A 13,985-nucleotide genomic window follows, 5' to 3' on the forward strand; every position below is an offset into this window, starting at 1 on the left:
GTGCTTCGTGGCGAATCAAACCGCCGCGGCCTGGCGGCGGTCGGCGAGGCGGATGGGAATGGACGCCAGCAGCCCGGCGAGGAACAGGAACAGGCAGAACAGGATGGCGTTCTCGAGGCCCAGCCAGACCTGGAGCAGCCCGATGCCGAGCAGGCCGAAGATCGCCGCGGCCTTGGACGACAGCCCCCAGAAGCCAAACCAGCGCCCGGCCTCGCGCGCCGGGACCATCAGCGCCACCAGCGCACGCCCGGCGGACTGCGCCGAGCCAAGGCAAAGCCCGGCCAGGATGCCGACGCCGAGGAACACCATCTGCGCCTCCACCGGTCGTCCCAGCAGCACGCTCAGCCACTGGGCGATGGTCGGCGTGGCGAAGATCGCCAGCACCGCCAAGGCCCAAAGCACCAGCGTGATGCGATAGATGCGCACCGGCCCCGCGCGGTCCTGCAGGAACCCGAAGCCCACGGCACCGATCACCGCGGTGATCTGGGTCACCACGAACATCATCACGCGCGTCGGTTCGTCCCACTGGATCACCTGCGCACCGTAGATGAAGGTGAAGGCGATGATGATGTAGATCCCGGCCATCATGAAGAAGATCGAGACGAACAGCGCGCGCAGGTCGCGGCGCTCGCCCAGCGTGACCAGCGAGGCCTTCACCCGCTTCCAGCCGAGCCCCAGCTGGACGTTGCGGGCCATGCGCCGCCGGGTGCCGCGCTCCTTCAGGAACAGGAAGGTCGGCAGCGCCGAGACCAGGAAGAACGCGGCCGCGAACGGCCCGACCCAGCGAATGCGCTCGAAGTTCTCCGCGCTCACCTCGCCCAGAAGCCCCAGGGCAAAGGCCGTTGCCACCAACCCGCCGATATACCCGAGCCCCCAGCCCAACCCCGAGATCCAGCCGAGCCTCTCCGGTGGCCCCAGGTCGGGCAGGAAGCTGGCGATGAAGGACTCGCCGATGGCATAGCCGAAGTTGGAGGCGATGATCAGCGCCATGCCGAAGAACACCAGCCCCGGCTCGACGAAGTACAGCAACGCGGTGGTGATGATCGTCAGCACCCACGAGGCGGCGAGGAAGCGCTTGCGCGAGGCCGTGGCATCCATGATCGCCCCGGCAAACGGGGCGGCCACGATCACCATCGCGTAGCTGACCGCCAGGGCCACGCTCCACAGCAGGTTACCGAGGCGATAGTCCGGGGCGTCGCCGACGATCACGCGCGTAAACAGGTCGCCGAAGATCACCGTGATGATCAACAAGGTGTAGGCCTGATTGGCGAAGTCGAACATCGCCCAGCCGAAGATCTCGCGCCGGGGGGCGGGCGCGTTCTCGGGGTGGCGCCGAATCAGCGGCATGCAGGAATCTCGGGGGTCATGACGGGCCACATGCTAACCCACCTCCTCAGCGCTCGCGGATCACGACGGCATCGCCGTCCGTTTCGACCGCGAAGTGCTCGAGGAAGCTGCGGCCCAGACGCGAGCGCGGCAGCGCATCGTCGGGCAACACGATCGCACTGACCCCCGAACGGCGTAGCGCGCCCACCTGCAACTGCTCGATCCGGACGCGCTGCCCATGCTGCGTACCCCGGGCGTCGCGGATGCGCACCGAGCGCCCCTGATCGGCGTCAATCCCGGCCTGCTCGGCATCGGTCTCACGCAGCAACACCGAGTCAGCCTGCGCATCGACGACGACGGTAACGGCCGTGCCGTTCACCCCGGCGGTCAGCGCGTGGTCGCCGCGCGAGTCTCGATGCACCCGCACCTCGACACCCCCCTCCGCCGGCCCGACCGGCCGCGCCGGGGCCGCCCGTTGCTGCACCCGCAGCTCATGCTGTCGGCCGCCGTACTCCACCAGGGCCGCGCCCGGGCGCGTGCGCAGGACCCGCACCCCGTCCGGCCCTGTCTCGCCGGTAGAGACCACGGCCCGCTCGTCCCCCACGGACAGCACCGCGCGATCCCCGAACACCGCATGCAGACGCAGTCGTTCCTCTGCGGCTACAGAGGCCGGCCACCACAGCATCAGCCACACCGCCAGACCGAGTACGGCCGGCGAACAGTATCGAACGAGACGAGTCCAAGTCATGCCGCTGTTATAGCGCCTCCGGCTGAACGAAACCGGAACACCAGGCGACACCCCCGGCGCCTGCTACCATCAGGGCGTGCATAATCCTTCTGGAGCCCCCGTGTCCCGTTCATCCTCGTCCGCCGTGTCCAGCCCACTCCCGAGCCGGCATATCGCCCTGCGCCATGCCTTTACTGTGACGTTGCTGGTAATCGGGCTGTGGCTGATGCACATGAACCTGCGGGTCCTGCCCGAGGCCGGGGTGATGGCGCTGTGGATCGGCGTCACCCTGCTGATCGCCCATGGCGGCTTCCGGCGCCACCGGGTACGGCGCGCGGCCTTCCTGCGCGGCTACCTGGAGCCGACCAGCCAATGGCCTCGCCGCCTGCGGGGCGGGCCGCTGATGGCCCTGCGTCACCTGATCATCGGCGCGCTGCTGGGCGGTCTGCTGCTGATCACCCTCGCGCGCATCCCGACACAGGAGGTCTGGGCCGCCCTGCTGGTCGCCGGCTTCGTGCTGGTGATCAGCGAGGCCCTGTTCGCCCGACTGTTGCGCGGCCATGCCCATCCGCAGTTCGCACCGGAACTGGTCCGCCGCGGGGCCCTGAGGCTCACGGGCCTGCTGCTGATCGTCACCTTGCTGGCGCTGGCCCTGCAGGCCCGGTACCCCGACCTGACCGGCGCCACGCTGGAACAGGCGGTCTGGTTCCTGGTCCATCAGGAGGCCGCGCGCAGCCATCTGCTGGAGGCCGGGTTGCAACTCGCGGCCGCCCAGGATGCCCTGCGCCTGTGGCTGGGCCAGCAGTGGTTCCCGCAGGGTGTGGAATCCCTGCCGGCCCTGCTCGGCTGGCTGCTGGTGCTCGCGGAACAGGCCTTCCTGGCGCTCGGCTTCCTGCTGCTGGCCAACGGCCTGCTGCCGCTGCGCCCGACGAACGACACCCTGGGCGACCCGCGCAACGCCCCCGTCATCGAGTAGCCCGGACCCCGCCATGCCGTCGTGCATCCCGCAAGCCCCAACCGGCACCCGGCCATGGCGATGACGGCGGGGTGGCATACGGCCTGGACCTGGCTGGTCCTGACCCTACTGGCCAGCACCAGCCTTTTGTGGCTAGCCAGCCAGCACGAACCCCGTAACTGGGAAGAGACCGCTCCGCTGACCCTGCAACTCGGCGAGCAGCGCTACCAGGTCGAGCAAGAACGCCTCACCCGCCTCGAACGCTTCACGCTCGAATGGCTGGAGGCCGGCGACGCCGAGGCCCGGGAGCACTGGCAAGGCCGCGTGGATGCCGAACTCGATGCCCGCTTCGCGGAACTGCACGACCGCGTCCCCGAGGTCGCGGACTGGTACTACTCGCTGGGCGCCGAATACATGCGCCTGTGGCTGCGCGGGACCCAGTGGCTGGGCGACACCGAACCGGATGCCCCCGCGCGGATGCTGCGCGAGCGCCTGCTGCCCGAGGCGCTGTGGGATCACGCCCTGCGGGACCTGGCGACCCGCGTCGAATGGGGCGTGGACGAGCAACAACGCCAGGTTCGCGACGCCTGGCGTTTGGAGCTGGCCGAGCGCCTCGCGGACGCGCGCATCCCGGACCCACCGCCGCGCGCCGGAGGGCCCTCAGCGGCCGAGATCGAACGCGGCCACGCCCTGCACGCGGCGCTGGATATCGACCTGGAGCGCTTCGATCAGCGCACCGGCCTGGCGGCCACGGCCGCCGCCGGCACCGGGCTCGCGACCCCGTTGATCGCGCGCGCCGTGCAGGCCCGGCTGGCCGCCCGCGCCACGCAGGCGGGGCTGGCGCGCAGCCTCGGTCGCGCCGGCCGCGCGGGCGCCCTTGGTGCCGGGGTCTGCGCCTGGAGCGGTCCGTTCTCGCTGGGCTGTGGCATCACCGCTGCCGGGGCCACGATCATCGGCGTGGACTGGCTGCTTCTGCGGCTCGACGAGACCCGCCACCGCGAAGACCTGGAGCAGGCCCTGCACGAGGCCCTGGACGCCCTGCACGCCGAGACCCACCTGGCCTGGCAGCAGGCCATTGCCGAGCGCGTCGAGGCCCGGCACGCGGCCAGTCGCGCCGCGGTCGAGAACACCTTCCAGCCCTGGAGGGCCGGCCTGATTCCCTGACCCACACCTGCGGGTCGCCGAGCCGCCGGACGCCACAAACACCCCGTCATCCCTGCCGCAGCGAAGCGCAGAGCCGGGATCTCCACCGCCTGCCGCGCTCCGAGGCCCGTCATCGCGAGGCGCGCCGCGCCGTGGCGATCTCCCCGAGCGGCCCCGGCGTCGGGGCTGCGTCAGGAGATGGCCACGGCCCCTGCGGGGCCTCGCCATGACGGGGAGAGGAGACATCAGCGCCAATGTCCCTGGCGTTCGGCCACACGCCCCTCCGCCAGCCAACGGGGGCATTACGACTTGGGGCCTGCAGTTTCTCGGCAGTCGAGCAGTGCTGCGTTACACTCCGCACACCGTTACCTCGCGCCCGCGCCTACTGATGAATACGACTCCCAAGCGCCACAAGACCGTCCCCGTCCGCGTCGGCAACGTCACCGTCGGCGGCGACCACCCGGTGATGGTGCAATCGATGACCAATACCGACACCGCGGACGCCCTGCGCACCGCCGTGCAGGTGGCGGAACTCGCGCGCGCCGGCTCCGAGGTCGTACGCATCACGGTGAACTCCGAGGCCGCGGCGAAGGCCGTACCGGAGATCCGCGAACGCCTGGATGCGATGGGACTGGACGTGCCGCTGGTCGGGGACTTCCACTTCAACGGCCACAAGCTGCTGACTCAATACCCGGAGTGCGCGCAGGCGCTGGCCAAGCTGCGCATCAACCCGGGCAACGTCGGGCGCGGCTCGAAGCGCGATAGCCAGTACGCGGCCATGATCGAGACCGCCTGCGAGTACGACAAGCCGGTGCGCATCGGCGTGAACTGGGGCAGCCTCGACCAGGCCCTGCTCGCACGGATGATGGACGCGAACAACGAGCGCACCGAACCCCTGTCGCCCGAGGCGGTGATGCAGGAGGCCCTGATCACCTCGGCGCTCGAGAGCGCGGCCGAGGCCGAACGTATCGGCCTGCCGCATGACCGCATCATCCTGTCGGCCAAGGTCAGCGGCGTGCAACCGCTGATCGCGGTCTATCAGGACCTGGCCGCGCGCTGCGACTACCCGCTGCATCTGGGCCTGACCGAGGCCGGCATGGGGGCCAAGGGCATCGTCGCCTCCACGGCCGCGCTATCGGTGCTACTGCAACAGGGTATCGGCGACACCATCCGTATCTCGCTGACGCCGGAGCCCGGCGGCGACCGTACTAAGGAAGTCCTGGTCGCGCAGGAGATCCTGCAGAGCATGGGGCTGCGCAGTTTCCTGCCGTCGGTGGTTGCCTGCCCCGGCTGCGGACGCACCTCCAGCGAGTACTTCCAGCATCTGGCGCAGGACATCCAGACCTACATCCGCCACCAGATGCCCACCTGGAAGGAACGCTATCCGGGCGTGGAGGAGATGACCGTCGCGGTGATGGGCTGCGTGGTCAACGGCCCCGGCGAGAGCAAGCACGCCAACATCGGCATCTCCCTGCCCGGCACCGGCGAACAACCGGTCGCCCCGGTCTACGAGGACGGCGAGAAGACCGTTACCCTCAAGGGCGACCGCATCGCCGAAGAATTCCAGGCCCGCGTCGAGGCCTACATCGAACGCCGCTACCGCCAGACCGCCTGACGTTCCCGTTCACCACGAGGCGCAGAGAAAATCAGGGCCTCTGCCGACACATGAACTTGCAGGATGCGGTTCGCTGCGCTCAACGCATCCTGCCCACTGCGTGCCAACGCGGTTCCGCCCGCCATCGCCACGCAGGCTCGACGCCACCGTTCCAACCCCTACCGAGTCGATAACGGCCCGATCGAGGCTCGGCTTATTTCTGTTCGAACCGGTGGATCAGCGCCTTCAGTTCGGCGGCCTCGGCCTGCATCCGCGCGCTGGCGTCGCGGGCATGGGCGGAGACGGAACCGGTCTCGGTGGCCACGTCGCGAATGGACGTCACGTTGCGGTTGATCTCCTCGGAGACCGCGCTTTGTTCCTCGACCGCGGTGGCGATCTGGGTGTTCATCTCGGTGATCTGACCAACGGCCTCGCGGATGCTGGTCAGTGAATCGCCCGCCGCCTGGGCCTTCTCCACCCCGTCAGCGGCCCGCTCCTGACTGGCACGCATCGCGGACATGGCCTCGCGCGCCCCGGACTGCAGGCTCTCGATCATATTGCGAATGGTCACCGTGGATTCGTCGGTGCGCTGCGACAGGCTGCGCACCTCGTCGGCCACCACGGCGAACCCGCGGCCGTGTTCCCCGGCGCGGGCGGCCTCGATCGCGGCATTCAGCGCCAGCAGGTTGGTCTGTTCGGCGATCTCGCGAATGACACTCAGAATCTTGTCGATCTCCACGGTGCTCGCCTCCAGCTTGCCGAGCTTCTCGGCCGTGGACTCGACTTCCGCTGCCATGCGGTTGATCACGGAAACCGTGTCGTTCACGACATCCTGCCCGGAACCGGTTTCCTTCTCGGCGTTGTTGGCGGCCTCGGCGGCGCGCGCGGAGTTGCTCGCCATCTCCTGGATGGTCGAAGTCATCTCGTTCATGGCCGTGGCGACCTGGTCGATCTCGTTTTGCTGGCGCTCCACGCCGGAGGCAGTCTGGTCCACGCTGCTGGCCATGGCGTGGGCGTCGTCGTTCACCGCGTCGGCCTTGTCCTCGATCCGTCCCAGCACGGTGCGCAGCTTCGCCTCGCCGAAATGCTGCACCAGCTCGAGTGACGCGCTGTCGTCGCGGCGCCCAGTGTAGATCGCCTCCATCACCGGGTTGTCGAACTGTTCCCGGGCGCGCGTGACCGCCTGCCGGACGCCGGAGGTGAACGCCAGCGACGCGATACCGCCGACGGCAAAGATCAATACCAGGAGGCCCGCCTGGACCAGCGGCGAGGGCGCAAGGAACACGACCGCCAGCGCCAGCAGGAAACCGACCATCCAGGTCCCCGCAAGACGGCAGGTGAGACCGTGGTACCAGCGCCGCGCGAAGCTCCGGCCCCGGTTGAGCGCGGCATACGCCTTTTCCGCGCGGGCGACGTATTCGCGTTCGGGGATCGCCCGAACCGACTCGTAGCCAGTCTTGCGCCCATTCTCGTAGGACGGCGTCACAAAGGCGTCCACCCAGTAGTGGTCGCCGTTCTTGCGCCGATTCTTGACGATCCCCATCCAGGCCCGGTCGGCCTTCAGGGTCTCCCACATGTTCGCGTAGGCCGCCTCCGGCATATCCGGGTGGCGCACGATATTGTGAGCGGCCCCCTCCAACTCCGCGCAGTCGAAGCCGCTGACCGCGACGAAGTCGTCGTTCGCATAGCGAATGCGGCCTTTTTCGTCCGTGGCCGAGATCAGATCCCCATGCCGATCCAGCGAATACTCCGCCTGGGTGACGGGAAGATTCTTGCGCATGCCGTACTTCCTTATTCTTGTGTGCCGAACAGGACGTGTCCGGCAACCAAAAGTCGCGCGGGCCGTTCGCTGCGCCCCGCGCCCTCGAGGATGATCCCCGGCGAATATATTCGCTCTTACGAATGTATCGACCCGGATGCCCCAAACTTGAATCGCATCTGGCGGCGGCCTACCGGGATTCAACAGGCCGCGCTGCCGCGGCCAGCACACGCCGAAAGCCCTCGAAGGCGAACGGGGTCAGCTCCAGGTCACGCGAACGCCGGTCGGCGTAGACCAGGCCCAGCACGCGCTCGCCATCGCACAGGCGCGCGACGAGGCAGTCGACCCCGCCGGTCAGCTTGCGCACCGCCGAGGGCATCTGCTCATGGATGCGCTTGCGGTCCCACCACTGCGGCGTGTCCATATCCAGAACCTGCGCCAACGGTCCGAGCGCCGCACGGTTGATCACAAAGTGACTGAACTCCGGTTCGTGCAGCGTGCCGACCAGGTGCTCGGCGCGCAGCGTCTCGCCATCCCGGGACAGACGGGCAAAAACCACCCGGTTCAGGCCTACACCGAACTGCATCACCCGCAGCATCCGCCGTACGCGCAGCTCGCGGTTCGGCTCTTTCTCGAGCGCGGCAATCCCCTCTTCCAGCAGGTCGACCCGCGGCATCAGGGCCAGGCGCGGCCGATGGGGCTCGCGCAGCCAGACCCGCCCGGGTATCTGCGGATCCAGCGGTTCACGATGATAGACCGCGACATCCGCGTTGAAACGCTCGATCACCGCACTGATCCGGTCCGCGGCCTCCTTGTCGGTCAAACCCATCAACCCGGCCAGCAACGCGAGGTCGCGGTCACCGCGCGCGGTATCCATGCCGCGAAAGACCTGCCAGGCCACGGCGCTCGCGACCATCACCTCAAAGGCCCGGTGATGCGCCGCATTGACCGCCCGCAGCGTCCCCTGCACCAGTTCCGGCAGCTCCATTTGTTCCGCCATCGCACGCGAAAGATCGTCCGTTGCGTACCCCAGCGCGGTGTAACTGGCCTCGTCCGGAAGCGCATTCAGCTCGAGGATCTCCATCAGCCGGGCCAGGCGCGGCTCGCCCTCCACCAGCAGGGCGAGCAGGCCGAGCTGATTCAGCAGGGCGGCCAGGGCCAGCTCGCCCGGCTCGGTATCGTGGCGCTCGCCTGCGATTTCGGTCGCAATCATTGCCGCCAGCCGCGATTGCGCCGCCATCTCGCGATAAGCCTGCGGCTGGGTAACGACATCCTCGACGCGCGGCGCCGCAGTCGCCTCCTGATGGACGTTCTGCAACCCCAGCATGGCGATGGCGTCCCCCACCGCGTGCACTTCCTGGCGCAGGCCGCGGCGCGAACGGTTTGCACGCAGGATCAGACGCAGGCTCAGACCGGGGTCGCGTTCGGCGTAACGCGCCAGTTCGCGCAGCGAGCGCTCAACCAGGGCGTCGGGGTCGGCAAACACCGCATCGCTCGCCTCGAGGATCGGCCATTCCACGGCCGTCAGGCGGGCGGCTTCGTCCATGTAGGGCGCGTCCTTGTCCAGGGACATGCTGTACCTCGCGCAGGGGAGTCGTTATGGTTATGCCCGTCACTATAGCAACTGCGGCACTGTGAACTGGCCCGCAGAACCCCTACTCGAGCCCACATCCCGGAACCCCATCAGTGAAGTACATTCTCGGCTTTATCATCGTGCTCGGCGGCGTGTTCGGCGGCTTCATGCTGCACGGTGGCAATATCATGGTCATCTGGCAGCCGTACGAATACATGATCATCGGCGGCGCGGCCCTGGGCGCCTTCCTGATCGCCAACCCGTTGCGGGTTGTGATCACCGTCATGAAGTCCCTCCCCCAACTCCTGAAGGGGGGTGCCAAGTACTCGCGCGACGACTATCTCGACCTGCTCGCGCTGATGTACAAGCTGTTCACCAAGGCCCGCAAGGAAGGCCTGATGGGCATCGAAGGCGACGTCGAGGAGCCCGAGGAGAGTGCCCTGTTCCAGGCGCATCCCCGGGTACTCAAGGACCATCACGCGGTCGAGTTCATCACCGACTACATGCGCCTGATCATCTCCGGCTCGATGAACCCGCACGAGCTGGACGCCCTGATGGACGTGGACCTGGAGACCCACCACGAGGAATCCGAGCGCCCCAGCCATGCGGTCAACCGCGTGGCGGATGCCCTGCCCGGCTTCGGTATCGTGGCCGCTGTTCTGGGGATCGTGAACACCATGGGCGCAATCGGCGGTTCGATCGAGGAAATCGGGATGAGCGTGGCAGCGGCCCTGGTCGGCTCCTTCCTCGGCATCCTCCTGGCCTATGGCTTTGTCGGTCCAACCGCGGCCGCCCTGGAGTCGCGGTCCCAAGAAGAAGCCAAGTTCCTCCAGTGCATCAAGGCCTGCATCCTCGCCAACGTTCAGGGGTACAGCCCGCAGGTGGCAGTGGAATTCGGGCGCAAGACCATGGAAAGCGAGATGCGTCCCGGCTTCGCCGAACTCGAGGAGCACGTGAAGGCGGCCTGAGGCCGTCCGGACCGAATCCATGGGCGTCGAAGACAAGACCCAGCCGATCATCGTCAAGAAGAAGGTGGTCAAGGCGGCCCACCACGGGGGCTCGTGGAAGGTCGCCTTCGCCGACTTCGCCACCGCGATGATGGCCTTCTTCCTGCTCCTGTGGCTGCTCGCGGCGATGGAGGTAGAAGAACGCGCCGGGCTGTCGGAATACTTCAAGAACCCGTCGGCCTTCGACGGCGAGGCGGCCCTGCCCGGGCAGGCCCCGGGCGACGGCACCGGCGTGGACCCGTCGATCATCGACTTCGAGGGCCTGCCCGAGATCCTCGATGACCCCGAGCGCATGGACTCCCCCGTGGGCATCGACGAGCAGACCTTCGACGACCTGGCCGAGGCGCGCGACCGTGAGGCCCTCGAGACACTGCAAAGGGCCCTGGAGGAAGCGGTCGAACAAAGCCAGGCGCTGGAGCCCTTCAAGGACCAGTTGCTCCTGGACATCACGCCCGAGGGCCTGCGCATCCAGATCATCGATCGCGAGAATCGCCCGATGTTCGACAGCGCCAGCGCGCGGCCCCTCGAGCACGCCGACGCGATCCTGCGTGAACTGGCCAGCCTGATCAACAAGGTCCCCAACCGCGTCTCGATCACCGGACACACCGACGCGCGCCCGCTGCTGCGCCCGGACTACACCAACTGGGAACTCTCGGCCGACCGTGCCAACGCGGCCCGCCGCGCGCTGATCGCCGGCGGCACCGAATCCGACCAGATTGCCCAGGTGGTGGGTCTGGCGGCCAGCGTGCCCTTCAACCGCGAAGAACCGGAGGCGGCGATCAATCGCCGTATCTCTATCATCGTCATGTCCCAACAGGCCGACGATGCCATGCGCCAGAGCCTGGAGAGCGAGGGCGTGCGCCCCGAAACCCTGGGGCCGGCAGACAACGGCACCGGCCCACCGCCCGCGCAACTGGACGACCCCAGCTAAAATGGCCCAACATCGCGACATCCCGCTGAACCTGATCACCGGTTTTCTTGGCGTCGGCAAGACCACCGCCATCCGTCACCTGCTCGCACAGCGCCCGGAAGGCGAGCACTGGGCTGTGCTGGTCAACGAGTTCGGCGAGATCGGCGTGGATGGCGGGCTGCTGGCGGATACCGGCGTGGCCCTGGAGGAGATCCCCGGCGGCTGCCTGTGCTGCGTCTCGGCGCAGATGTTCACCGTCGGCCTGAACCGGCTGATCCGCAGCCAGAAACCCGACCGCATCCTGATCGAGCCGACCGGTCTCGGGCACCCGGCGCAGATCATCCGCACCCTGACCGAACCGCCCTATGCCGGCGTCCTCGATCTGCGCGCCACCGTGACCCTGATGGACGCACGCCACCTGGCCTCGCCCCGCCATCGCGAGCACCCGACCTGGCAGGACCAGATCGCCCTGGCCGATGTACTCCTGGCCAACAAGGCCGATCTCTACAGCGAGGATGACCGCGAGACGCTGCATGCCTACGTCGCCGCGATGCCCTCGCCGCGCCCCCTGGTGGTCGAGACGACTCAGGCCCGCATCGAGCGCGAATGGCTGGACCGGCCCCGGCTGGAACGCGGCGGTGCCCTGTTCCCCGAGGCCCGCGCCTTCCTCGACGCCGCGACCGAATCCACGGACCATGACCATGACCACGACCACGACCATGCCGCTCCCGCGGCAGATGAATGGGTCACCATTGACACCCGTGGCGATGGCTACATCGGTCGCAGCTGGCTGATGCCCGAGGGGCAGGTCGTCGACCACGCAACGCTCGCACGACTGGTCGATACCTTTACCGGCGACCGCTTGAAAGGACTGGTGGCAACTGACCAAGGCTGGCACCGCATCAACCGCGTGGACGGCCACGGTGGGCTGGAGCCAATGGCCGCCCCCAACACGCCGCTGCGCCCCCGCATCGAGGCCATCCTGCCGGAATCCGATACCGCCGCCCTGGACGCCCTCGCCCGGACACTCGACGCCGCACGCACCCCGAACCCCTGACCGGGCCCTCAACGCCAATGGCAGACGCTTCGCAGGCTGCGTTGAGCCCCGCGAAACGCATCAGGACGCACGGGTACACGGAAAGACGTCACGCCGACCGATGCGTTTCGCTTCGCTCGACGCAGCCTAGATGTCAGGCGACGCGAGCCAGGCGGGATCGAGGAAAAACAAGAGGGTAATCACCGCCCCGATCAGGGTGACGGCATGCCGATAGCGGGCCTCCGGCACGCGGCGCACCAGGGCGATACCGAGCCGCGCGCCCAGGATCGCACCGGCCCCGACAGCCAGCAGCCCGGTCGCGACCACCTGCCCGCCCGCGATGTAGACCCCCACCGCCATCAGGGTCAGCACCGAGGAGAGCAGGTTCTTCACCGCATTCGCCCGCGCGAGATCCGTGATCCCCTGGCCACGCAGGATGGCCAGCAGCAGGATGCCGACCCCACCGTTGAAATAGCCGCCGTAGGCACAGCCCAGCCCGGCCCCCAATACCCGCAGCGGCCCCGAATGCGTCCGCGCGGCCTGATGCTGTAGCCAAGGGCCGAGGGCAAACAGCACCGTGGCCAGCAGCAACAGCCAGGGGATCAGCGCGCGGAACCGGGCATCCCCGGTCAGCAGCAGCACGGAGGCCCCCAGGGCCCCGCCCAGCACCCCCGCCAGCAGCAGGCCCCAGGCCAGCCCTCGGCCCAGCTCCTGCCACGCCCCGCGTAACTGCCGCCGATCCGCCAGCACGCTGGCCAGATAACCGGGCAGCAGGGCCGCGGTCCCCGTGGCATTCGCGGCCACCGGCGGCACGCCAACGCTCATCAGCGCCGGCAGGGTCAGGAAACTGCCGCCACCGGCCACCGCATTCAGCAGGCCGGCGAAGAACCCGGCGGCGAGGAGCAGCAACGCAACGCCGGAGGGCGCAAAGTCCATGCCGCGCGGTATCCCGGCTCAGACGACCTTGCGGTCACTGAACTCGGCGCGATAGAACCACTCGTTGCCCGGCAAGGAATTGGGGTTGGGAAACACGATGAAGCCCGGCTCCGGGGCACGCACCTCGGTGCCGTCGGCACGCGTACCGATCAGCTCGCCGGCCGCCAGCGGATCGAAGCTCTTCCACTCCCGCGCAAAGCGGTCATCCGGGTGGTCGCGGTCGATCACCTCGACCAGACGCAGCACCTCCGGACTGGCCTGGCCCGCGGTGGCCGGGGCCTCCAGCATGTCCAGATGCGCGAGGGTGTTGCGGATCGCGTTGTACGCCACCTCCGGCGCCTGCGGGTCGTCATGCTGGCCGCATTCCAGGGTCACGCCGTAGCCGCCCTGCGAGCGCATGTACTCGGTGGTGCCGATGCCGTAGCTCGGGTCGGTACTGAGCATCTGCGCGCGCTGGCTGGCGTTCGGGTTCTTCATCCGGCGCGCGACCCCGCGGGCGTAGGTATCCAGCCAGCCCTCGACCATGCGCTGCGGCCCCAGGCAGGCCGCCAGCGCCTGTTCCTCGGCCGCGTGCGTGAAGCCTTCCAGCTCGCCGTCGTTGTCGCGCGGGCCGAGCATGATGAACGGCTGCCCACCGGTGTGGAACGAGTGCAGATCCAGCAGCACATCATGCGCCGCCAGCAGCGGGCACAGCACGTTGGCGATGCGGTCCTCGAAGTCCTGCGGGTCGTCGGTCACGCGCAGATTGCGGTTCAGGTTGCGCTCGCCCATGCGGCTTTCCAACTGATAGGCCAGCGGGTTGGTGCGCGGCACCAGCGTCAGTTGTCCGCGCAGCAAACGCCGCTGCCCCGACTCCAGCTCCGCGTGCAGGCGTTCGGTGGCCTGGGTGCCACAGGTCTCGTTGCCGTGCACCGCCCCCAGCACGATCAGACGCGGCCCCGGCTCCAGGCCGTGAAAGGTGATCGAACGCAACGCAGTGGGACGGGACGGATCGGACATCGGGGCAGCTCCGGGCAAAA

General features: G+C 68.3%; 12 protein-coding genes. 6 read left to right on the forward strand and 6 right to left on the reverse strand.

What is annotated here, in order from left to right; genetic code table 11:
* Positions 1 to 15: 15 nt before the first annotated feature.
* Positions 16 to 1,347 carry an MFS transporter gene (locus D575_RS0102815; protein ID WP_018144395.1) on the reverse strand — a complete coding sequence of 444 codons (1,332 nt, stop codon included), beginning with the start codon at positions 1,345 to 1,347 and terminating at the stop codon, positions 16 to 18.
* A gap of 46 nt (positions 1,348 to 1,393) precedes the next feature.
* Positions 1,394 to 2,011, reverse strand: coding sequence for a TIGR02281 family clan AA aspartic protease (locus D575_RS0102820; protein WP_018144396.1), 618 nt, complete (start codon positions 2,009 to 2,011; stop codon positions 1,394 to 1,396).
* A 163-nt stretch (positions 2,012 to 2,174) separates the two neighbouring features.
* Here D575_RS0102820 and D575_RS0102825 point away from each other — a divergent pair, with 163 nt between their 5' ends.
* The 3 genes from D575_RS0102825 to ispG all read left to right on the forward strand — a co-directional run bounded on the left by D575_RS0102825 (position 2,175) and on the right by ispG (position 5,766).
* Positions 2,175 to 3,029: a hypothetical protein gene (locus D575_RS0102825; RefSeq protein ID WP_026182025.1), complete on the forward strand. Its 855-nt coding sequence runs from the start codon at positions 2,175 to 2,177 to the stop codon at positions 3,027 to 3,029.
* Between the two features lie 54 nt (positions 3,030 to 3,083).
* On the forward strand, positions 3,084 to 4,172 hold the full coding sequence (locus tag D575_RS0102830) for a hypothetical protein (protein ID WP_018144398.1): 1,089 nt from the start codon (positions 3,084 to 3,086) through the stop codon (positions 4,170 to 4,172).
* A 367-nt stretch (positions 4,173 to 4,539) separates the two neighbouring features.
* Positions 4,540 to 5,766: a flavodoxin-dependent (E)-4-hydroxy-3-methylbut-2-enyl-diphosphate synthase gene (gene ispG, locus D575_RS0102835; RefSeq protein ID WP_018144399.1), complete on the forward strand. Its 1,227-nt coding sequence runs from the start codon at positions 4,540 to 4,542 to the stop codon at positions 5,764 to 5,766.
* Positions 5,767 to 5,959: 193 nt separating this feature from the next.
* Here the strand turns inward: ispG and D575_RS0102840 are convergent, their stop codons facing one another.
* Together D575_RS0102840 and D575_RS0102845 are read right to left on the reverse strand one after the other, a co-directional pair.
* Complete coding sequence (locus D575_RS0102840) at positions 5,960 to 7,525, reverse strand: PAS domain-containing methyl-accepting chemotaxis protein (protein ID WP_018144400.1); 1,566 nt, start codon at positions 7,523 to 7,525, stop codon at positions 5,960 to 5,962.
* Positions 7,526 to 7,694: 169 nt separating this feature from the next.
* The gene (locus D575_RS0102845) at positions 7,695 to 9,077 is read right to left on the reverse strand and encodes an HDOD domain-containing protein (RefSeq protein WP_018144401.1); all 1,383 of its coding nucleotides are present in this window, start codon (positions 9,075 to 9,077) and stop codon (positions 7,695 to 7,697) included.
* Between the two features lie 113 nt (positions 9,078 to 9,190).
* Here D575_RS0102845 and motA point away from each other — a divergent pair, with 113 nt between their 5' ends.
* Genes motA through D575_RS0102860 form a run of 3 tightly spaced genes read left to right on the forward strand, consistent with a single transcriptional unit; the run spans position 9,191 to position 12,051 of the window.
* Positions 9,191 to 10,045 (forward strand): flagellar motor stator protein MotA, encoded by an 855-nt coding sequence (gene motA, locus D575_RS0102850; RefSeq protein WP_018144402.1) that lies wholly within the window; start codon positions 9,191 to 9,193, stop codon positions 10,043 to 10,045.
* A gap of 19 nt (positions 10,046 to 10,064) precedes the next feature.
* Positions 10,065 to 11,015: a flagellar motor protein MotB gene (motB, locus tag D575_RS0102855; protein WP_018144403.1), complete on the forward strand. Its 951-nt coding sequence runs from the start codon at positions 10,065 to 10,067 to the stop codon at positions 11,013 to 11,015.
* Between the two features lies 1 nt (position 11,016).
* Positions 11,017 to 12,051, forward strand: coding sequence for a GTP-binding protein (locus D575_RS0102860; protein WP_018144404.1), 1,035 nt, complete (start codon positions 11,017 to 11,019; stop codon positions 12,049 to 12,051).
* 126 nt (positions 12,052 to 12,177) lie between these two features.
* Here D575_RS0102860 and D575_RS0102865 read toward each other — a convergent pair whose 3' ends face one another.
* Both D575_RS0102865 and D575_RS0102870 read right to left on the reverse strand, forming a co-directional pair.
* Positions 12,178 to 12,966: a sulfite exporter TauE/SafE family protein gene (locus tag D575_RS0102865; RefSeq protein WP_018144405.1), complete on the reverse strand. Its 789-nt coding sequence runs from the start codon at positions 12,964 to 12,966 to the stop codon at positions 12,178 to 12,180.
* An 18-nt stretch (positions 12,967 to 12,984) separates the two neighbouring features.
* Complete coding sequence (locus D575_RS0102870; protein WP_018144406.1) at positions 12,985 to 13,965, reverse strand: M14 family metallopeptidase; 981 nt, start codon at positions 13,963 to 13,965, stop codon at positions 12,985 to 12,987.
* Between the last annotated feature and the right edge of the window lie 20 nt (positions 13,966 to 13,985).

The sequence above is a fragment of the Thioalkalivibrio sp. AKL6 genome (assembly GCF_000376905.1).
Classification (GTDB): Bacteria; Pseudomonadota; Gammaproteobacteria; order Ectothiorhodospirales; family Ectothiorhodospiraceae; genus Thioalkalivibrio; species Thioalkalivibrio versutus.

Bases quoted from the DNA above. Each gene is read 5' to 3' on its own strand.
- ispG (WP_018144399.1), top strand. From the start codon at position 4,540: ATGAATACGACTCCCAAGCGCCACAAGACCGTCCCCGTCCGCGTCGGC.
- D575_RS0102815 (WP_018144395.1), bottom strand. From the start codon at position 1,347: ATGCCGCTGATTCGGCGCCACCCCGAGAACGCGCCCGCCCCCCGGCGC.
- D575_RS0102865 (WP_018144405.1), bottom strand. From the start codon at position 12,966: ATGGACTTTGCGCCCTCCGGCGTTGCGTTGCTGCTCCTCGCCGCCGGG.
- D575_RS0102830 (WP_018144398.1), top strand. From the start codon at position 3,084: ATGGCGATGACGGCGGGGTGGCATACGGCCTGGACCTGGCTGGTCCTG.
- D575_RS0102840 (WP_018144400.1), bottom strand. From the start codon at position 7,525: ATGCGCAAGAATCTTCCCGTCACCCAGGCGGAGTATTCGCTGGATCGG.
- D575_RS0102820 (WP_018144396.1), bottom strand. From the start codon at position 2,011: ATGCTGTGGTGGCCGGCCTCTGTAGCCGCAGAGGAACGACTGCGTCTG.
- D575_RS0102870 (WP_018144406.1), bottom strand. From the start codon at position 13,965: ATGTCCGATCCGTCCCGTCCCACTGCGTTGCGTTCGATCACCTTTCAC.
- motB (WP_018144403.1), top strand. From the start codon at position 10,065: ATGGGCGTCGAAGACAAGACCCAGCCGATCATCGTCAAGAAGAAGGTG.
- D575_RS0102860 (WP_018144404.1), top strand. From the start codon at position 11,017: ATGGCCCAACATCGCGACATCCCGCTGAACCTGATCACCGGTTTTCTT.
- D575_RS0102845 (WP_018144401.1), bottom strand. From the start codon at position 9,077: ATGTCCCTGGACAAGGACGCGCCCTACATGGACGAAGCCGCCCGCCTG.